Below are 19,522 nucleotides of genomic sequence, written 5' to 3'. Positions count from 1 at the left end.
ACTATTGGTAAAAGCATGAATCTTAAACTGGAAAAACACCTGAATATTGCCCCTGAAGTAGCGAAGGCGCTGGCCGAGGGAAAAGCTGTCGTCGCCTTGGAATCTACGATTATTGCGCACGGTATGCCCTATCCAAAGAATGTGGAAACAGCCCGCGAAGTTGAAGATCTTATTCGTGCTCAGGGCGCGGTTCCGGCAACAATTGCAGTACTGGACGGTGTTATCCGTATTGGCCTGGACGAAGCCGCGTTGGAAAAGCTGGGTAAGGCGGACAATGTTGCGAAACTATCCCGCCGGGATCTGCCCTTGATCGTTGCCCAAAAGGGCGATGGCGCTACGACTGTTGCGGCGACAATGATTTGTGCGGCCATGGCTGGTATTTCTGTTTTTGCCACAGGTGGCATTGGCGGCGTTCATCGCGGCGCAGAAAATGACTTTGATATCTCTGCTGATTTGGAAGAGTTGGCAAAGACGCCTGTCGCGGTTGTTTGTGCCGGTGCAAAATCCATTCTGGACTTGCCAAAGACACTCGAATTTCTGGAAACCAGAGGGGTTCCCGTTGTTGGTTATCAAACGGACAAATTCCCTGCTTTCTATTGTCGTGATTCCGGTTTGGATGCTCCCTTAACGGCAGATACGGCCACTGAAATTGCCGGTATGCTGGCAGTGCAACAGGATCTTGGGTATCAGGGCGGTGCTGTGATTGCGAACCCAATTCCTGAAAGCCATGCCATGGATAGAGCAGAAATGGATGGTGTCATTGCATCTGCACTGGGCAGCGCGACCAAGGACGGTATTTTTGGGAAGGCAATTACCCCCTATCTTCTCGGTAAGATCGTTGAACTGACCAAGGGGCGTAGCCTGGAATCCAATATCGCACTGGTGAAAAATAATGCCGTTTTGGCGGCAAATATTGCGAAGGATTTGAGTACGTTAGGTTAATTGGTTTCGCGTAAAAAGAATAGCGCCATGTGTCTTAATTGATGTGTGGCGTTATTTTTTTATTGAATTTTGAACAGTGTTCATTATTTTGTATTTGTAGCTTAAATCAGACAGGCAAGGCTTTTACCAATGGCGCGACGTGTTGATCATAGTCCGGATGAATTGAGAGTGATGATACTTGATGCGGCTGAAGAACTGGTCGTAGCTGGCGGCGTATCAGAGCTTTCGGCCCGAAAGGTGGCACAAAAAATCGGCTATGCGCCCGGGACGATTTATAACGTATATGCCAATATTGATGCACTTGTTCTGACATTGAATGGCAGGACGCTGGAACGGTTACATGATCATCTATCCAAAACCCGTTTGGATGCTGTAACGGAGATTGGCGCTGTTAAACGAAACCTGGAAAAACTGCTGATCGATTATTTGAGCTTTATTGACGACAATAAAAGCCTGTGGCGTTTGCTTTTTGATCATGTACCTGCGGAAGATGAAAATTTACCTGAATGGTATGACCAACGTGTTTCCACGTTGTTGAGCGTAATTGATCAAGCCTTGGTGCCTGTCTTGCCGGGAATTGATCCTATAGAGTTACGGCGGCTTTCGGCAACGCTTTGGGCGAGCTTGCATGGGATTATCTCTCTCGCCGATAAAAAGAAGTTGAATGTTGTCATAAACCAGTCTTCGCACGAGGTTTGCAGTTTGTTGATCACAACATTCCTAAGCGGACTAAAAGATCATGCGATTTTCGCGGGGGCGTCGCATGATTGACAACATCGAAAAATATTTGCGCCAGGGAATGGAATTCGCGACAGAGAATTTGCGGACAGCTAGCGGTGCGCCCCTTAATATTCAAATGCCAACTTTGGGGGGGAAGCAGTTCTGGCGTGATGAATTCATCTATGCCAGTTGGCGCATACAGTTCAATCTCTATAGCGGACATTTTCGACTACTTGATCCCGATGACAAACGTCAGGCATGGGGCAGCTTCGAAGACTGTTTTGCTGTTTTTGAGCACTATAAGGTTCAAAAACAGATTACACCTCCTCTTCATCCGGAAACAGATGGTATACATTTGCTGGTGATGGTTCACGGTATAACCCGTTCAGGTGATACTTTTCAGAAAATGAAACGTGTCTTTGCGGATGAAGGCTTTGAAGTCGCAGCCATCACCTATCCCTCGACCAGAGCGTTTATTCATGAACATGCCGATCAATTGGCGCGTATTTTATCGCGTCGAAATGACATTAAAATGGTCTCGTTTATTACCCATTCGATGGGGGGACTGGTTGTCAGGCAGCTTCTGGCAAATCTGACATCCTGGAAAGCCCGGATTAACATTGGTCGCCTGTTGATGGTTGCCCCGCCCAATCAGGGATCGGCGATCGCTGAATGGGTCAAACAACTCGCTTTGTATAAACTCATCTATGGAAAATCGGGGCAGGAACTTGTGCCTGATTTTGTCCGAAAAATACCAATGCCTGAATGCGAAACTGCGATTATTGCCGGGGGTAAATCAGATGGCGAAGGCTATAACCCTTTTCTGCCCGGTGATGACGATGGAGTGGTGTCGGTTGCAGAGGCTCGCTTGTTGGGGTGTGATCAGGTACTGGTGTTACCTGGATTGCACTCGTCATTGTGTAACAAAGACACTGTTGTTGATGCCACACTTAACTATTTTAGATCAGGAAGGCTGTTTGCTGATAACGGGGAAGGAATTAAGGGATGATGGAGAGAAGAGACTTTGTTCTGGGTCTAAGTTTTCTTCTTTCTTTGTTAGGTACGTTTTTCCTGCCCAAACTGCCACAGGATCAGCTCTACCATTTGTTTGCTGATACACGCAGTTGTTTGGGAGTTGCAAATTTTGGCGACGTTGTGTCGAACTTCGGATTTTTGATCGTTGGTGCCCTCGGTCTATTCCACCTAAAAAACCTTTATAAAGCGAGAAAATTTCAAAGCCTTGGTGAGGTTTCGCCTTTCATTATCTTTTTTCTGTCGGTTGCCTTTGTTGCGCCCGGCTCTGCCTATTATCACGAAAACCCGGATAATGATCGCCTCTTTTGGGATCGCTTGCCGATGACAGTGGCTTTCACATCTCTATTTGGGGCAATCCTGATTGATAGAGTGACTATATTTTCGGCGCGAAAATTAGCCGGAAAGCTCATGACACTACTCATTTTTCTGGGGCTGGCATCATTGGTTTACTGGCAGCAGACAGAAAGCATCGGAAATGGTGATCTCCGGCCTTATATCCTTGTCCAGTTCTACCCGTTAATCGCGCTTCCTCTGGTATGCTGGATGTATCCTGTCGCAAGGCATACGCCTGCGAAATACCTTGTCTGGATGTATGTATGGTACGCCTTGGCAAAGACTTTGGAGTACTTTGATGCAGGGGGTTATGACTTGCTGGATAACCTAATCAGTGGTCACAGTTTGAAGCACATGGCTGCTGCAATGGCCGTTTATATGGTTGTTCTGATGTTGAATGATAAGCGAAACAAAGTACTGAAATGAAAAAGGAGCTATAAAAGCTCCTTTTTCATTTAATGGATCTCGGGGGTCTTAAATACCGCCTATACAGAGGTACTTGATCTCCAGAAAATCTTCCATGCCATATTTAGAGCCTTCGCGGCCCACGCCGCTTTCCTTGACGCCGCCAAAGGGGGCAACTTCGTTTGAAATGATGCCTTCGTTAATGCCGACAATACCATATTCAAGTGCGCGAGATACACGCCATACCCGCCCGATATCCCGACTGTAAAAATATGCGGCGAGACCAAAGGGTGTGTCGTTTGCCATCTGCACGGCTTCCTCTTCGGTCTTGAACTTATAGAGCGGGGCCACAGGTCCGAAGATTTCTTCGCTGAAAATGCGCATGTCATCGGTCACGCCAGTAATCACTGTCGGTTCAAAGAAGGTTCCGCCGAGATCATGCGGGTTTCCACCGATTTCAGTTTTGGCACCTTTGCTGACGGCATCTTTAATAAGCTCACTGACTTTGGCAGAAGCTGCTGCATTAATAAGTGGTCCCTGTTGGGCACCGTCTTCAGTACCGGGGGCAACCTTTAGTGCCGCGGTTTTTTCGACAAGCTTTTTCGCAAAGGCATCATAAATCCCTTCTTGAACCAGTATCCGGTTAGAGCAAACACACGTCTGCCCTGCATTGCGAAACTTGCTCATCATCGCACCTTCGACAGCAGCATCCAGATCCGCGTCATCGAAAACAATAAAGGGTGCGTTGCCGCCGAGTTCCATAGAGGTCTTTTTGACCGTATCGGCACACTGTTTCATAAGAAGTTTGCCGACAGGTGTCGAACCGGTAAAGGTGAGCTTTCTGACGGCTTTGCTTTCTGTTAATGCCTTGCCGATTTGCTGTGGAATACCGGAGACGATGTTCATAACGCCTTTGGGAATACCTGCGCGCTCGGCAAGTTCTGCCAAGGCGAAAGCACTTAACGGTGTGTCCTCGGCCGGTTTGATCACGACGGTACAGCCTGCGGCAATCGCCGGGGCACATTTGCGGGTGATCATGGCAATGGGGAAGTTCCAAGGGGTAATGGCGGCGACAACACCGATGGGCTCTTTTGTGACAACAAGTCGTCTGCCGGGCAGGTGTTCCGGGATGGTGTCGCCATAAATACGTTTACACTCTTCGGCAAACCATTCGACGAAGCTTGCGCCATAGGCCACCTCACCCATTGCTTCTGCTAACGGCTTTCCCTGTTCAAGGGTCATCAATAATGCAAGGTCGCTCTGGTTTTCCATGATTAGTTCAAACCATTTGCGCATAATCTGCGCCCGTTCTTTGGCCGTTTTGTCTTTCCAGGGACCAAAGGCGTCTTCAGCAGCTTGGATGGCGCGAAGGGTTTCTGTTTCTCCCATCTTGGGGACCGATGCCAGAACATCACCGTTTGCCGGGTTGGTCACAGCAAAGGTTTCACCGCTGTCAGCATCAGCCCATGCGCCATTGATGTAGCATTTATCACGTAACAAAGAAGGGTCTTTAAGTTCCATAATGGCCTCTAGGATTGAAGGGGAGGATAGATAAGCAAAAAAGCATCATAACCACAGGCATTATGACAGGACAACGGCCCAGAGCGAAATTATGTTTAGGGCCACAGTTCGGGATGCCCCGTTTGGGAGGGCAGCTGAGTGTATCGTCAGTTTAATGGTCAGTTATATTCCTTGCGGATGCGTGATTTTACTCTGTTATTATAGGTGGCTTGTTAGTTCCTACTGCCTTCGCATAGGTGGTCTTCGATTAGGGAATTGCTCTTGCCCTTTGCTTTTTGCTTCTTCTGGGGTATATCGGGGTGCGCGATTTAAATCGAAACTGGAGCCATCCGCGCAATGTCGGGCTCCCCGGTCGCAGCCTACCCGGTAGAAAAACAAGGATTGGAACGAATGAAAACACTCGTCATCTGTTCAGGTGGCTTGGACTCGGTCACGCTTGCGCACAAGGTTGCTGCGGAGGCCGAGTTGACGCGCCTGATTTCTTTCGACTACGGTCAACGTCACAAGAAAGAACTGGATTATGCCCGCCGCTGTGCAGAACGTCTTGGGGTTCCGCACAATATTATCGATATTGCCAATGTAGGCGCTTTGCTGTCCGGCTCTGCCCTTACTGACGATGTCGATGTGCCGGACGGGCATTATGAAGAAGAAACCATGAAGGTTACGGTTGTCCCGAACCGCAATGCCATCATGTTGGCAATTGCTTTTGGTGCCGCGGCTGCCGAAAAGGCAGATGCTGTCGCTGCTGCTGTACATGGTGGAGACCACTTTATCTATCCGGACTGTCGCCCGACCTTTATTGATTCCTTCGAAGAAATGCAGCGTCATGCGCTGGATGGTTACGCGTCAGTCAAGCTCTATACGCCCTTTGTACATCTTCCCAAAAGTGACATTGCGGCCGAAGGCAGTCGCCTGAAGGTGCCTTTTGAGGAAACGTGGTCTTGTTATAAAGGCTATGAACATCACTGTGGGCGCTGCGGCACCTGCGTAGAGCGTCGCGAAGCCTTTCATGTTGCTAAGGTGGAAGACCCGACAATCTATCAAGACCCTGACTATTGGCTTGAGGCCGTTGAGAAGGCCAAGGGAGTTTGATGGATGTACCGCATATCAAAGCAATTTACTTTTTCTGCGTCGCATCAGTTGATGGGAGTTCCCGAAGGACATCCCTGTTCACGGTTGCACGGTCATAACTACATTGTTGAGATCGAACTCTCTGGTGAAGATTTGAATTCAGCTGGTTTTGTTCGAGATTATCTCGAGCTGAGCGAGTTGAAACAATACATCGATGATGTTCTGGATCACCGTCACCTTAATGAAGTCCTGGGGGATGATAATGTTACAGCAGAACGGCTGTCCAAGCATCTGTTCGACTGGGCATTTGAACGCTGGCCAGAGGTTACAGCCCTGCGGGTGAGTGAAACGCCCAAAACCTGGGCCGAGTACAGACCATGATTACCGGCACATCAAATGACAACACATCGGGCATGAAAATGTTTGCCGATGCACCGCCGAACGCGCGCACTATAAAGGTGAGTGAAATCTTTGGCCCGACCATACAGGGGGAAGGGGCTTTAACGGGCCTGCCAACTGTTTTTGTGCGTATGGGCGGGTGTGATTACCGGTGTAGTTGGTGCGATACGCTCTATGCGGTGGATTCAAGCTTTCGGGATCAGTGGAAGCCCATGTCTCCGGCTGCGATTATGTCCGAAGTTGCCTCGCTTTCCGGTGGCAAGCCATTGCTTGTGTCTCTGTCCGGGGGGAATCCGGCCATTCAACCGCTTGGTGCCTTGATTGATCTGGGGCATGAACAGGGCTATCGCTTTGCTTTGGAAACACAGGGCAGTGTGGTCAAAGACTGGTTTTCAAAGCTGGACAATCTGACATTAAGCCCCAAACCGCCGTCGTCGGACATGGAAACTGATTGGGATTTATTGGCGAACTGTGTGGCTACTGCTGGATCTGATACAGAAACCATTATGAAGGTGGTTGTTTTTGATGATCGCGACTATGCCTATGCAAAAGAAGTGCATCGACGGTTCCCGGGGTTAAGAATGTATCTGCAACCCGGAAATCATACGCCGGGTACAGTGGAAGAAACGGAACCCACGATTGATATGTCGGGTGTTATGGACCGAATGCGATGGCTTATCGACAAAGTGGTTGATGACGAATGGTACGACGCGACGGTTTTACCGCAATTGCATGTTTTAATATGGGGCAATGAACGCGGTGTTTAGACCGGCAGAGGCCCTTTTAATATTATGATTTTGGCTGCCCATAACCAAAAACGGTGGCTGCTTTTGAGCATTGGAGCTTAGAAAGAAATGACAGAAGAAAGCATCTATTCAAATCTGACCCAACTTGGCGGCGATAGCAAATTACCGGATAGCCCTGAAGAAGCTGTGATGGAACGTGTTGCCAATCCACAAAAGGGATCTGGCTATGTTGTACGTTTTACAGCGCCGGAATTCACATCTCTTTGCCCTATAACAGGGCAACCGGACTTTGCGCATCTGATGATCGACTACGTACCGGGTGATTGGCTCGTCGAAAGTAAATCGCTCAAGCTGTTTTTGGGGTCTTTCCGGAACCACGGCGCTTTCCACGAAGATTGCACTGTTTCTATCGGGAAACGTATCGAAGAGCTTTTGGAACCAAAGTGGCTGCGGATCGGCGGTTATTGGTATCCACGTGGCGGTATTCCGATTGATGTTTTCTACCAGTCAGGCCCGGCGCCAGAAGGTATCTGGATTCCGGATCAGGGAGTTCCGCCATACCGTGGTCGTGGATAGACAGGGATCAATAATCCGTATCTATAGGCTCTGTACTCTTTGTACAGGGCCTTATTTACAATGATATTGTTTCGTTACTCTTGAGTCAGGGCCGAAAACAGTGGCGAACTACTCCACTCGCTATAAGGCCAGGTTTTTGACGTACAAAATTGAGATGACTGATCTGGTAAGAGCGAGTGATCGATAATGTGTTCGCGACAGCAGAGCAGCATGTTAATTTTTTCTCCATCCGTGGAAAGTGGCCATATACAACATATGAATGGCTGTTTTTTTTCATCGGTTTCAAAAAAGCTGGTATAGGCCAAAGGCTCTTTGGTTTTTAATACTTCTCGGTAGGCGACAAGCATTTTCCGCAAAGACCCGACCTCGGGAAACTCTTCCAGATTGCGGTTGGTAAAGGAACTGCCAATGCGTTCTTGAATGTTACTGCCCAACAAACGAATTTTATAAATAGGGTTATCGGCGTTGTCTGGTTGATCAACGTCGATTAGAGAAACATCACCAAGGGCGTAATGGAAATCAACGGGGTCTAGATCTTCTCTGGAAGGAAAGGGCCGGTGTTTTTTCTTCTGACTCCAATAGCTATGAAGCTTCTTTAAATTTGCTATCAATACTGTGTCCTATTAGTTGGCTCAATTTCCTGCCGCGCCTAGATTTGTTCATTTTTTAATAGTTGGTGACAGTATTTCTATAATTTATCGTAAACGGAAGCATAAAATTTCAATTAACACTCTTTTTTTGTATGTAAAAATATTCAGATGCAAAGGGTGGTGCTTTTTGTGATATGACTCAAGCCAGTACAGCAAGTTGCTTCTGTGTGCCAAGCCCTTCTATACCCAGCTCCATTGTCATGCCCGGTTTAAGGAAAAGTGGATCTGGTTTTATGCCCATGCCCACACCGGATGGTGTTCCCGTTAAAATTACATCACCGGGTAAAAGTGTCATGAAATGACTGAGATGTGCGATTGTCTCCGGGATACGATGGACAAGGTTGCTTGTCGAGCTGTCTTGATAACGTTTGCCATCAACTTCCAGCCAAATCGAGAGCTGATGCGGATCTTTAATTTCATCTTGGGAGACCAACCATGGACCAAGAGGACAAAAGGTGTCATGGCTTTTGCCCTTTACCCATTGTCCAGACCGATGCATTTGAAAATCACGCTCTGATACATCGTTGGCAAGGCAGTAACCCGCTACATAGTCCATTGCCTGATCAATTTCGATGTATTTGGCTTTTTTTCCGATGACGACGCCTAGCTCGACTTCCCAGTCCGTTTTTTCTGATCCCCTTGGGATTTCAACATCATCATAGGGGCCGGAAATTGAGGATGTCGCCTTCATAAAGATACGCGGTTCCGGGGTTGGTTTTGCCCCGACTTCCTTGGCGTGGTCGTGATAATTCAGGCCGATACAGATGACTTTTCCCACATTTGTTATACAAGGGCCTATTCTTGGTGTGCCCTCGACCAATGGTAATGTCACAGGGTCCAGTTCCTGTATCTTTGCAAGGGTTTGGGAATTAAGGTTTTTACCATTGATGTCGTCAATGATCCCGGAAAGATCACGGATTTGCCCTTGATGGTCCAATAATCCGGGTTTTTCCTGATCAATAGGGCCGTATCGCAGTAATTTCATGATCTCTTGCTTCCCTGTTTTCGTTTGTTTGTGATCAACAATAGCGTCAGAAATTTGAAGAGACGACAGGAAAGTTGGGAAAAGATTTGTGACCATTAGGCACAAGGGCGTTTTACAGGGGGCATTGGTTGTGCAGAGATGACCCGGTGCGTAATCATCTCTGCGACAAACGTGTTTTAGAAGTCGATAACGACATCCCCTAACGGATTGGAACAGCAGGCCAGAACATAACCATCGTCGATCTGTTCCTGGGTAATGCCACCGTTATGGACCATGTGGACCTCGCCGGAAATCTTTTTAACCTTACAGGTTCCACAAACACCAAACTGACAGGCACTTGGAATATGAAGACCTGTTTTCTTGGCAGCGGCCAGAATTGTGTCTGATTCCTGAACGCGAGTATCTTTTTTGGACTTTGTGAAGGTTACAGAGGATTTGGCATCGTCATCAATGATAACGTCATCATGATCTGGACGATCTTCTTCTTCGATGATCGGCGCGTCAAAACTTTCTTCATGGTATTGGTCCATGTTAAAGCCCGCGGCATTCAGAATATCTCGCACGGCCTGCATAAAGGGGGCAGGCCCACAACAGAAGATTTCCCGATCCTGATAATCCGGTGAAATCAGTTCCAGCATCAATTGATTGAGGCGGCCGGTATAGCCAGTCCAGGCACCGTATGGATCGGGTTCTTCACAGGCGAAGGCAACCTTAATGTCGCTGACACGTGCGCTCATGCTTTCCAGTTCTCGGCGGGCGATAATGTCCGAAGGTGTGCGCGCGCAGTGAATGAAATGCACATCTGTGTGGATACCATAATCAAAAAGCCAGCGCGTCATGGAAAGTGTCGGTGTAATGCCTGCCCCGCCTGAAATGAAGAGATATTTATCTGCCATGTGGTTGTGCAGAGTAAAGAGACCTGCGGGGCCATGAGCCTTGATTTTATCCCCCTCTTTCAGGTTTTCGTGTAACCAGCGAGATGCGTAACCATCTTTGTTTGCCTTAACGGTGATGGAAATAGACAAGGGGCGGGATGGACTGGAAGACAGGGTGTAGGTTCGTAGAACGGGTTTGCCGTCAATTTCCAGTTCAATGGTAATGAACTGTCCGGGTAGGTAACGGAACCAGCTGTTGTCTGTGGTTTGAAAGCAAAAAGTTTTGACGTCATGTGTATCCTGAAGGATCATCACGCACTCTAACATCTGCGAGTGGCTATCCCACGGCGTTGTTGTGTTCAAATCTCTGATAGCCTGCTTAACAGCTAGTTCAGCCATTGTAGAGTTCCCCAATTAGTCGCCCTTTTGGGCTTTTTGATTATTGAGGACGCAGCTTTGCGCCCTCTTAGATTTACTGTGTTGATAGAAATATTTATTCGCCAGCAGCGAGTTGAATTTTGGCCGGGTCAAACAGTTTTCCGAGCATATGGGCGCTATACCAGTTAATGAAGTTGATAACGCCAAACTCGGCACCTTCAGCATAAGGACCGGGCTGGTATGCTTTCGAATTAATACCCAGTTGATTGTTTTCCGCCAGCTCTCTGTCCTGATGATTTGTGGCGTTCCAGACCTTGACCATTTTTTCCAGATCATAATCGACGCCTTCTACGGCACCTTCGTGGACAATCCATTTGGTTGTCACCAATGTCTCTTGCGGACCAACGGGCATCACGCGAAAGACAATGGAATGATCCCCCATGAAATGGTTCCAGGTATTGGGCAGGTGCAATAACCGCATTGACCCCATATCAGGGTCGGTAAGATCCCCCATCAGCTTCTGACAGGCGACGCTTCCATCCATGGTCATGGAATGAATGCCCTCAGCCAACGGCATGCGCACAGCGCGGAATTCCAGATTGTGCGGGGTACTTTCATGGGCGATGCCCAGGGCATCCCAGTCACTTGCTTTTTTCGCGACCAGTGCTTTGAACTCGGGGGTGGCGCGGGGATCATCTGTATTGTCGAATTCGAGCAGTGAATTCAGAAGCTCGGGGTGTGAGCCATTGCAGTGATAACATTCGCGATTGTTTTCGATCACCAGCTTCCAGTTAGCCTTTTCACTGATTGTGATCTCATGGGCTACTTTTGCCCTGTCCAATGCATGTGGCTTCAAGAAAGGCTCAACCGCTTCTTTAAAGGGGGCAAATGCCGGGGGATTTTCGTCAAGGCAGACAAAGATCATACCGCCAGCAATGCCAATGTTCGCTTTTCTCAAGGGGAAATCGGCAGGATTGAAACCTTCGCCCATGTTACCGGCAAAAAGCAGGTTGCCATCTAGATTGTAGGTCCATTGGTGATAGGGACAAACCAGTTTTGCAGTGTGTCCCTTTTCTTCCAGGCAGACTTTGGAACCCCGATGGCGACAGGTGTTATAGATTGCGTGGATTTCGCTGTTGTCGTCTCTGACAATCACCAGGGGATCATCACCAATTGACAGGGTAAAGAAGTTTCCCGGCTTGGGGATGTCGCAAACCAGACCGGCAAAAATCCATGATTTCCCGAAGACGTGTTCCATATCGAGCTTGAAGAAATCCGGATCGTTATAGAATTCTCGCGGTAGGCTGTAGTTCTGTTTTTTACTGCGAAGCAGGTCAAACATTGTGTCGTGGGCTGATACAGTCATCTCTCGGTCCTATCCAGCAACAAGCGTTTCTCAGATATTGTTCTCTGAGTGGTAAATTCTGACGAGCGACGGGGATAAGGAACAGCAGTGTCTTTGGCACGCTTCTATGCTGTGCAAAGATCAACAGGTCGTTCCAATCGCCCACCGCGACTACTAGACTTGCCTCAGGCTGGTTTCCGGGCTCGAGAGGGCCATAAATTATGGCAGAGATCACATCCTTCCCAGAGTTAATCCAGTGGATACCGTGTGGTCTCTATTCCTCTCCTACCGTTGCGGGGGCAGCGTCGGGTTTGCGCTGTGGGACGTGAATTTGCGCGGACCGACTTCCCAATTATTTTCATGAAATCAAACCTTTAATTCCATGAAACACCTGTAGGAGTTGTCATTATTAAATTTATTTCTATAGCTAATTTTATGAAAGCATGTCGCGTGGTCGCCTTGAAAAACGACAACGAGACCGACGTTTGCGACACTGTCAATTATGCTTGTCGAAATAGGTCGTTACTATGGTAAAAGATGTCGTGAATATTTGAAAATCATGGAATTTTTTTTATGAATTCTCGACATGTTTCTATTACGGATGAACTTCAGGAGTATCTCATACGCTTCGGAGGGCGCGAAGATCCGCTTTTGGCTCGATTGCGAGAAGAAACGCTGCAAATGAGATTCGGCCATATGCAGGTGTGTCCGGAACAGGGACAGTTTCTGTTCTTTCTGGTCAAGATGCTCAAGGCAAGGTCAGTTTTGGAAATTGGCGTGTTTACCGGCTACAGCAGTTTGTGTATGGCCAGGGCATTACCTGATGATGGTGTGCTGCTGGGGTTGGATAATCAAAAGAAGTTCACCGATATTGCCGAGACCTTTTGGCTGGAGGCCGGTGTCGAGGATAAAATAGAACTCCGTCTGTGTGATGCCTTGGCAGAGGTTGCCAGACTGCAGGACAAGGGACTTGAATTTGATCTGATTTTTCTTGATGCGGATAAAGAGCGTTATCCTGAATATTACGAAGCTTGTCTGAAAATTCTAATGCCGGATGGCTTGCTGGTGATTGATAATGTTCTTTGGTATGGAAACGTCGCCAAGCCGTCTGTGAGCGAACCGATTACTGATGCCATTCGCCGATTGAATCAAACCATTGTCAAAGACGAACGGGTGGAAATGGTGACACTTCCCTTTTCAGACGGCATGACGCTGGTTCGGAAAAAGCACAGTTGAGCGTGAAAAGGCAGCAAGTACCAGGCAGTTCTATATAGGGATCAGGTCTAAATAGGGATCAGGTGTTCACGTTGATAAATCTTTGAGGGCCAGCACAATTCTGGAAAAGGCCTGTGCGGCTCTTGGGCTGCTGTTACGGGCGCGAAGCCAGCCATGCATCAAACCGGGTTCAACAAGGGATTTTACCTGAACATCGGCCGCTTTTAGTTTGTCCGCGTAATCAGGGCCGTCATCAGCCAGAGGATCAAGCTCTGCCGCAGTGATGAAGGTGGCTGGAAGCTTTGAAAAATCGTCAGCTTGTGCCGGGAAAACTTTAAAATCCTGCCTGTTTTCTTCGGTGGCTTGATGTCCGAGATAATAGTCGATGAAGTTATCCAAATCGGGCGTACTGAATAGAGGTGCCTGTGCCTGTGTGGTCCGAGAGGGGAGGTCTTCACTTGTCAGGGCAGGATAGATTAATAACTGACCCTTGAGTGACGGGGCGTTAAAGCCCAGCAGGTTTATGTCCCGTGCAATAAGGGCAACGCTTGCGGCCAATGAAGCGCCAGCTGAATCGCCACCAATGACTAAACGTTCACTGTCGGCCCCGAAGATATCCGGGTTTTCTGTAATGGCCTGATAAACGGCCCAACAATCATCCAAGGCGGCGGGATACACGTGTTCGGGTGCTAAACGGTAATCGACAGCGATGACCTGTACCTTTGCCTGACTGGCAAGGTCAGCCGTAATGGCATCATGACTGTCCAGATCACCCAAAACCCAGCCACCGCCATGAAAATACAAGAGAGTTGGCAGTTTAATTAATGTGTTTTGGGGGATATCACCGATCGTTTCTGTCGACGTTGCCTCGACAGGACGATAAACCCGGATCGGTATGTCACCTTCCGGGCCTTCGACGGCACCTTCCAGAACCTTGATATCCTTGGGGTGAGGGGTGTTGTAATGCTGACACATCAGGTTATAGCTGGCTCTGATATCGTTCAGATCACTTGTTCCCGGTGTGGAAAAGCTTTCTGATACAGAGACAAATTCCTGAAGTTCTTTATCCAGCCCCTCACTCATAGATATACCCTTTAAAAATGAAGTGCTTTATAGAATACAGTGTTTTGCAAAATCAGTAGCTTCATTGGCTGACCAATCGCCTTTGGGTTTTTCTTTCAATGCATCACACCATTCCTGACTGCCAACTTCTGGTGAGCAGGCACTGAGGCCAGTAATGAAAAGAGCTGCAAGTACAAGTTTGAAATAGGTCATAAATTTCCCCTGAATTGGATCGGTAACTGAAAAAGAATTAAACTGCGTGCATGATAAATCAGAAAAGAGTTCGATGCTACCACGTGTTTATACGTAAGCTGAAAAGAGTGTTTTTTTACAGTATGGTATGTTGACGAATAGGTATTAGAGATCGAGTGTTAGTATAGGTGTTTTTGCTCTGGAACAACAAACCATGATCTGTTGATTCTTCTCTTTTTCTGCTTCGGTTAAAATCATGTCCCTGTGGTCAGCCTCTCCGTCAATAAGGCCTGTTTCACATGTGCCACAGATTCCTTCGCAACAGGCATGATCGATAAAGATGCCATTTTCTTCCAGAACGCTCAGTATGCTTTTATCTGCTGGTATTTGTAAAACACGCCCCGTACTTTGGATAACGACATCGAAACTGCCATCATCTTTTCGCGAGCCAGTGTCTTCGCCAGCAGAGAAATGTTCAAACCGAACACTTTCTTCTGGCCAGGAAACGGTCGCTGATTTAACGGCATCCATCAACCCCGTCGGGCCACAGCAATATATCTGTACGTTTGGTTCAGGGCGCCCGAAGAGAGCCAGGGTGTTGAGAGGTCCGTGAACATCATCATAAGACAGCACCACATGCTTTGAGAGTTCAGTTGATCTCAGTTCTTCGATGAAAGCGGCCCGCTGTTCATTACGACAGGCGTAATAGAGCTGAAAGGGTTTGCCGATAGCTTTTAATCGACGGGCCATAGACATAATAGGTGTAATGCCAATTCCCCCCGCAATCAGTTTATAGCGTTGGGCTGTCTCATCCAGCTCGAAGTTATTTCTAGGGGAGGAAATTTCGATTTCGTCACCAACCTTGAATTGATCGTGGATAAGACGTGATCCGCCACGGCCTTGTTCTTCTTTTTGGATACCAACTACATATCTGTTTCTCTCATCGGCAGAATTGGACAGGGAATATTGCCTGATCAGATCATTGCTTAGAAAGAAGTCAATATGAGCCCCGGGGGTAAAAGAGGGAAGTGGGGTGCCGTCAGGACTAACAAGTTCATAGGTCTTGATATTGAGGGCTTGATCCTTGATTGCATTAATAAGAACCTTGATCCTCTGTGACATGATCTTATCTGCTCCCGAAATATTATCTCTTTGCCTTATTAGGTGTGCCTTGATGAAACAAAGTACAATATGCGGCATCAGTTTGCCACAAAGTGTTCTCGATTAAGTATTTGTTTCCATAATCAATTATCCACTTGATTATTCTTGGGGGCAAAATGAATAGACCCTTTTTTCCGACGCTACCTGTGGTAGTCTGACGAAATGAGCGCAGGAAAAAATAGCTTGAAAAAGTGGGGGCGTAGGCTCTTGTGGTGCGGGGCCGTGATGCTTTTGATTGGTGGCGTCACTGTTTATTACCGCGTCTCGCTTGCCCAGTATCTATTGGATCAGATCGCAGAGGACATGGCATTGCCTGGATTTTCTGCGGAAGTTTCCGAGATATCACACCGTGAAGTTGTTGTTCAGGACATAAGCGTCGGGGATGCACGCGAGATTGCTCTTGATCGCCTTGTTTTAACTTACGATCTGATGGATTTGTGGCAAGGTGGTACACTGACGGTCGATCTGGATCGTTTGGCCTTGTCGCTTGACGTGACTGGACAAGGGCCTGTTTTGGGATCTTTGGACAGTTTGTTCATGTCCGACGAGCAAAACAAGACGCAATCATCTTTTCCTGTGCTTCCCTTCAGGCCTGCTCTTAAAATCAATAATAGTAACCTTCAAATTATGACTGATCTTGGGGCGGCACAGTTGCCCTTTGCTGTCGAGGTTCGGGGCCATTCGGAAGATGATGTGCAGGGATGGGTGAGCTTTGAAGGCGGTCACTTGGTGGACTATGAGCCGGAAGAATTTTACCTCGGGGCCATCTTTTCAAGCTCTGACTTGCAGATCGACTGGGATATCAAGTGGCAGAAAGTCGGCGTTTCCGGGGAAGGTGCAGCATCGTTTTTTCTGGATAATCCGGGGCTGAACTGGAACGTTTTCGGGGATATAACCGGGAACATCCCCAAGGCCTTTTTGCCCCGGAATATAGAAGCTACACGGGTGAAGCTCAATCTGGATGGTGTCGGGCAAATAGATTTGGGCGAGAGGCCGCCTTCTAAATGGCGCGAGGCAATCAGTCCTTTAATGCTTCATTTGGGGCAAGCGACCGCGAATTTGGCAGCAACCCTTGCGGTTGATGGACAGTTGACTTCCGGTGCTCGCTTTGATGGGCAGTTCCCTTTGGCACTTACGCAAAAAGGTCCGGAAACAAAAGTGGGACTTGAGGCGGCAGGGCAATTTAATGTGACGAATTTGCCTGCTGATGCCATGCTTCCTCCTGTGATCAGGCAGGTGTTTGGCCCGTCCCTGTCGGGGGAAATAGACCCAGTAGAGACAACAGCCACTTTTACATTAAACGATGCACGTCCCGTCGCGGGAAAGATAGGAATGAAACTCCGTGGCGAAACACCTGCAGAGATAACGTCTTTTGTCGAGATAACGGGAGGTCTTAGTCAGGAGTATGATCAAGTAGAGCTTGAAAATGTGATTCTTGATGTCAGAGGGCAAACACTGGAGCTTGCCGGGCACAAAGTATCTGGTGGTGCATTGGCAGCAACTATTTCAAAAGAGACTTCTGAGAGTTGGGAAGGCGACTGGAAAGCAAAGATAGAGGGGGTTGATAATACCGGGGCTAATGAACAACCGGATTATCTGCTCAGGATTAGACAGGGAACTGCACAAGGGAGCTTTAATTTAGATCGAAACAAGGTGAGCTTCACAGGTGATTTGGGACAGATTGAACTGACGAAGCTGGAAGTTCCAGATGTAATTCGAACCCAGAGCAACGAGAACATCACATTTACAAATATCGAGAGTGAATTCCACCTTCCTCTGGATACAACTGGAAATGCTGCGGAACTAAAAAATGTTTCTGGCGATTTGCATGTTAAATCCCTGAAACTCCATCTGATTAAAGAAAAAAGAGATGTCATTATTACTGATGTTTCCAGCAAGATTCGAGGCCGTGAGGGGGATAAATGGCAGATCGGGACAACAGTTTCTGAAATTCAGGTGCCAGATCAGAAACTAAAGATCAGCTCTGCTCGGAATGATGTCTCGACACCCTTTTTCCAACCTGTAAATGATGTTGATGTTAATTCACTTGTTCTTGCGAGCCGATCAGAGGCGACGATCAAACTGGATGATCCCGAACTTGGATTGCCGCCATTTGTGTTCAAGGGCCAGTCATCTGGGCCGATCCGAAAGACAGATTTATCTGCGGATGTAACGCTTCTAGAGGGAGTACCGTTATTGAACCTTACAGGGGAGATGGATTTGATTGCACTGGATGGACAGATTGAAGCGGTTATTCCTTCGATTATGTTTAGTGAAGGTGGCGTACAGCCAAAGGTATTTACGCCGCATTTAGCTGATCTGAAAGTTCGTGATGGCTCGGTTTCCGGGCGTGTTGAGATATCTCTTGATAAAGGGGTTCCTGATGGGCACGGGTATTTGAATGTGGATCTGCCCGATGCTGAGATTAATGAACTTCCTTTTAAGGATTTGGTGGGACGGTTTTTCTTTCAGGGCATAACCGAACCGGTTTTGCCGCCCGGTCAGAAGCTTGAGATTGCCTCTTTTGATGCTGGCGTTCCAATTTCTGATATAGATTTAATGTTTGGTGTTGTGCCGGAAGCGGACGATTTTATTGTTGATCTTCGTAACGCTGATTTGAAAATTGCGGGCGGTAATCTTGGTTTCAAACCGCAAAAAATTCCGGTTTTGGCTGATAAGAAATCGATCCTTCTACAAGTTGAGAAGCTGGATTTGAAAGAGCTCTTTACCCTTATTGGCCGCGAGGACCTAAGCGGCACAGGTCAACTAACCGGCGAGATCCCGATTAAATTTGTAGGGGAGCAAATTATCATTGAAAAAGGAGCTCTGGCGACGGAAGGGCCGGGCGTTTTACAAATTCGTTCGCAATTGATTGCGGATGCCTTGGCAGCGGGGGGCGAACAGGTCGAACTTTTGGTGAAAGCTTTGCATAATTTTGAATATACGGAACTCACTCTGGATATTGATAAGCCAATTAATTCTGCGGCGCAGGTGAGTTTGGGGATTAGCGGGGCCAATAAAGATGTTCTCGACGGACATCCTTTTCGATTGAATATTAATCTTGAAACCAAGGTAGAACCTTTGCTTGAAGTTCTTCTGCAAGGGCAAAAACTTTCACAAGGCTTGGTTTCAGGGCTGTTGAATAAATAGGTAATAATAATGCCAGTAATGGGGTCGAAATCGTAGGGAAGCGCAAAAATGCCTTTCCCTTGCCTTATTTCGATGACTATTCTTCAAAGAATTTAATGACTAATGACAGAGGATAACGCCTTGGGTGGCCTTCTGAATGAAAATATAAACAAGCAGCTTGTTCTTGTTACCGCGGTTGTAATGGGGCTTCAGGCCTGTACACCAACGGTTAAGGTTGAGGCACCAAAAGAGCCGATTACAATCAACCTCAATATCAAGCTGGATGCCGAAGTACGCGTTCGCCTAGAAGATCAGGCGAAAGATGACATCAATAACAACCCAGATCTCTTCTAGATTGTCGGTGGAGGAAACTGAAACAATGGTTTTTAAAAGCATGAAAATGTTGAGAGTTCTGTTCGTGGCGTTTGCATTTGTATCCGTCATTCCAACAGCCTGGGCCGCTGATCTGGATAGTCTTCGCAGTTCCGGCGCGGTCGGTGAACGCTATGACGGTTTGGCGGTGGCTCGCGACAGCTCTGCATCTGATTTTGTCTCAACGACAAATGCAAAACGCACCCAGATTTATCAGGAACGGGCGAATAAAGAGGGTGTGAGTGTCAAGCAGGTTGGTATGGTTTACGCCAAACAGATTATGAGCAAAGCGCCAAGCGGAACTTGGTTCCAGGCCGAAGACGGTTCCTGGGTACAGAAATAGAGTTGGTCTTGCTTAGATAAACCTCTTTTTAAGAACAGTATAAAACCCCGCTCATTCAGCGGGGTTT

20 protein-coding genes and 1 riboswitch are annotated in these 19,522 nt (G+C 47.6%); of the genes, 12 read left to right on the top strand and 8 right to left on the bottom strand.

Annotated elements, in window-relative coordinates; genetic code table 11:
• Positions 1-15: 15 nt before the first annotated feature.
• The 4 genes from WH95_RS06125 (at position 16) to WH95_RS06110 (ending at position 3,456) form a co-directional block, all read left to right on the top strand.
• Positions 16-942 carry a pseudouridine-5'-phosphate glycosidase gene (locus WH95_RS06125; RefSeq protein ID WP_046504335.1) on the top strand — a complete coding sequence of 309 codons (927 nt, stop codon included), beginning with the start codon at positions 16-18 and terminating at the stop codon, positions 940-942.
• Positions 943-1,071: 129 nt separating this feature from the next.
• Positions 1,072-1,713 (top strand): TetR/AcrR family transcriptional regulator, encoded by a 642-nt coding sequence (locus WH95_RS06120; RefSeq protein WP_046504332.1) that lies wholly within the window; start codon positions 1,072-1,074, stop codon positions 1,711-1,713.
• Entirely contained in the window at positions 1,706-2,671 is a 966-nt protein-coding gene (locus WH95_RS06115; protein ID WP_046504330.1) for a DUF7379 domain-containing protein, read from the top strand. The genes WH95_RS06120 and WH95_RS06115 overlap by 8 nt, the downstream gene beginning before the upstream one ends.
• Positions 2,668-3,456: a hypothetical protein gene (locus WH95_RS06110; protein WP_046504328.1), complete on the top strand. Its 789-nt coding sequence runs from the start codon at positions 2,668-2,670 to the stop codon at positions 3,454-3,456. Before WH95_RS06115 ends, WH95_RS06110 begins: the two co-directional genes overlap by 4 nt.
• A gap of 48 nt (positions 3,457-3,504) precedes the next feature.
• Here WH95_RS06110 and WH95_RS06105 read toward each other — a convergent pair whose 3' ends face one another.
• A complete protein-coding gene (locus WH95_RS06105) occupies positions 3,505-4,956 on the bottom strand; it encodes an NAD-dependent succinate-semialdehyde dehydrogenase (protein ID WP_082114011.1) in 1,452 nt (483 codons plus the stop codon).
• 336 nt (positions 4,957-5,292) lie between these two features.
• Between WH95_RS06105 and queC the strand changes: the two genes are divergently transcribed.
• The 4 genes from queC (at position 5,293) to queF (ending at position 7,748) form a co-directional block, all read left to right on the top strand.
• Complete coding sequence (gene queC / locus WH95_RS06100) at positions 5,293-6,048, top strand: 7-cyano-7-deazaguanine synthase QueC (RefSeq protein WP_204247721.1); 756 nt, start codon at positions 5,293-5,295, stop codon at positions 6,046-6,048.
• Positions 6,049-6,051: 3 nt separating this feature from the next.
• Complete coding sequence (gene queD, locus WH95_RS06095; protein ID WP_046504322.1) at positions 6,052-6,408, top strand: 6-carboxytetrahydropterin synthase QueD; 357 nt, start codon at positions 6,052-6,054, stop codon at positions 6,406-6,408.
• Complete coding sequence (gene queE, locus WH95_RS06090) at positions 6,405-7,193, top strand: 7-carboxy-7-deazaguanine synthase QueE (RefSeq protein WP_113771988.1); 789 nt, start codon at positions 6,405-6,407, stop codon at positions 7,191-7,193. Before queD ends, queE begins: the two co-directional genes overlap by 4 nt.
• Before the next feature lie 87 nt (positions 7,194-7,280).
• Positions 7,281-7,748 (top strand): preQ(1) synthase, encoded by a 468-nt coding sequence (gene queF / locus WH95_RS06085; RefSeq protein WP_046504319.1) that lies wholly within the window; start codon positions 7,281-7,283, stop codon positions 7,746-7,748.
• Between the two features lie 74 nt (positions 7,749-7,822).
• On the opposite strand, the gene WH95_RS06080 is transcribed toward queF, so the two are convergent.
• The 4 genes from WH95_RS06080 to WH95_RS06065 all read right to left on the bottom strand — a co-directional run bounded on the left by WH95_RS06080 (position 7,823) and on the right by WH95_RS06065 (position 12,002).
• Positions 7,823-8,359, bottom strand: a complete 537-nt coding sequence (locus WH95_RS06080; RefSeq protein WP_046504317.1) for a PAS domain-containing protein — start codon at positions 8,357-8,359, stop codon at positions 7,823-7,825.
• 178 nt (positions 8,360-8,537) lie between these two features.
• On the bottom strand, positions 8,538-9,383 hold the full coding sequence (locus WH95_RS06075) for a fumarylacetoacetate hydrolase family protein (RefSeq protein WP_046504647.1): 846 nt from the start codon (positions 9,381-9,383) through the stop codon (positions 8,538-8,540).
• Positions 9,384-9,559: 176 nt separating this feature from the next.
• Positions 9,560-10,657, bottom strand: coding sequence for a hybrid-cluster NAD(P)-dependent oxidoreductase (locus WH95_RS06070; RefSeq protein WP_218044448.1), 1,098 nt, complete (start codon positions 10,655-10,657; stop codon positions 9,560-9,562).
• A 94-nt stretch (positions 10,658-10,751) separates the two neighbouring features.
• A complete protein-coding gene (locus WH95_RS06065) occupies positions 10,752-12,002 on the bottom strand; it encodes an aromatic ring-hydroxylating oxygenase subunit alpha (protein WP_046504314.1) in 1,251 nt (416 codons plus the stop codon).
• Positions 12,003-12,152: 150 nt separating this feature from the next.
• Positions 12,153-12,391: riboswitch (cobalamin riboswitch) on the bottom strand.
• 163 nt (positions 12,392-12,554) lie between these two features.
• Here WH95_RS06065 and WH95_RS06060 point away from each other — a divergent pair.
• A complete protein-coding gene (locus tag WH95_RS06060) occupies positions 12,555-13,217 on the top strand; it encodes an O-methyltransferase (protein ID WP_046504311.1) in 663 nt (220 codons plus the stop codon).
• Positions 13,218-13,283: 66 nt separating this feature from the next.
• On the opposite strand, the gene WH95_RS06055 is transcribed toward WH95_RS06060, so the two are convergent.
• The 3 genes from WH95_RS06055 to WH95_RS06050 form a co-directional block, all read right to left on the bottom strand.
• Positions 13,284-14,279, bottom strand: a complete 996-nt coding sequence (locus tag WH95_RS06055; RefSeq protein WP_046504308.1) for an alpha/beta hydrolase — start codon at positions 14,277-14,279, stop codon at positions 13,284-13,286.
• Positions 14,280-14,306: 27 nt separating this feature from the next.
• Positions 14,307-14,471 carry a DUF3012 domain-containing protein gene (locus WH95_RS20905; protein ID WP_082114010.1) on the bottom strand — a complete coding sequence of 55 codons (165 nt, stop codon included), beginning with the start codon at positions 14,469-14,471 and terminating at the stop codon, positions 14,307-14,309.
• Between the two features lie 144 nt (positions 14,472-14,615).
• Positions 14,616-15,572 (bottom strand): PDR/VanB family oxidoreductase, encoded by a 957-nt coding sequence (locus WH95_RS06050; RefSeq protein ID WP_046504306.1) that lies wholly within the window; start codon positions 15,570-15,572, stop codon positions 14,616-14,618.
• 222 nt (positions 15,573-15,794) lie between these two features.
• Between WH95_RS06050 and WH95_RS06045 the strand changes: the two genes are divergently transcribed.
• The 3 genes from WH95_RS06045 to WH95_RS06035 all read left to right on the top strand — a co-directional run bounded on the left by WH95_RS06045 (position 15,795) and on the right by WH95_RS06035 (position 19,455).
• Positions 15,795-18,761 (top strand): intermembrane phospholipid transport protein YdbH family protein, encoded by a 2,967-nt coding sequence (locus WH95_RS06045; RefSeq protein WP_157845900.1) that lies wholly within the window; start codon positions 15,795-15,797, stop codon positions 18,759-18,761.
• A gap of 102 nt (positions 18,762-18,863) precedes the next feature.
• Positions 18,864-19,094 carry a YnbE family lipoprotein gene (locus WH95_RS06040; RefSeq protein ID WP_046504300.1) on the top strand — a complete coding sequence of 77 codons (231 nt, stop codon included), beginning with the start codon at positions 18,864-18,866 and terminating at the stop codon, positions 19,092-19,094.
• Positions 19,095-19,158: 64 nt separating this feature from the next.
• The gene (locus tag WH95_RS06035) at positions 19,159-19,455 is read left to right on the top strand and encodes a YdbL family protein (protein WP_218044447.1); all 297 of its coding nucleotides are present in this window, start codon (positions 19,159-19,161) and stop codon (positions 19,453-19,455) included.
• The last annotated feature ends 67 nt before the right edge of the window (positions 19,456-19,522 follow it).

It is taken from the genome of Kiloniella litopenaei, assembly GCF_000982415.1.
Lineage (GTDB): Bacteria > Pseudomonadota > Alphaproteobacteria > Kiloniellales > Kiloniellaceae > Kiloniella > Kiloniella litopenaei.
Note: the sequence above shows the minus strand (reverse complement) of the source record. Positions and strands in the feature narration are given on the sequence as shown.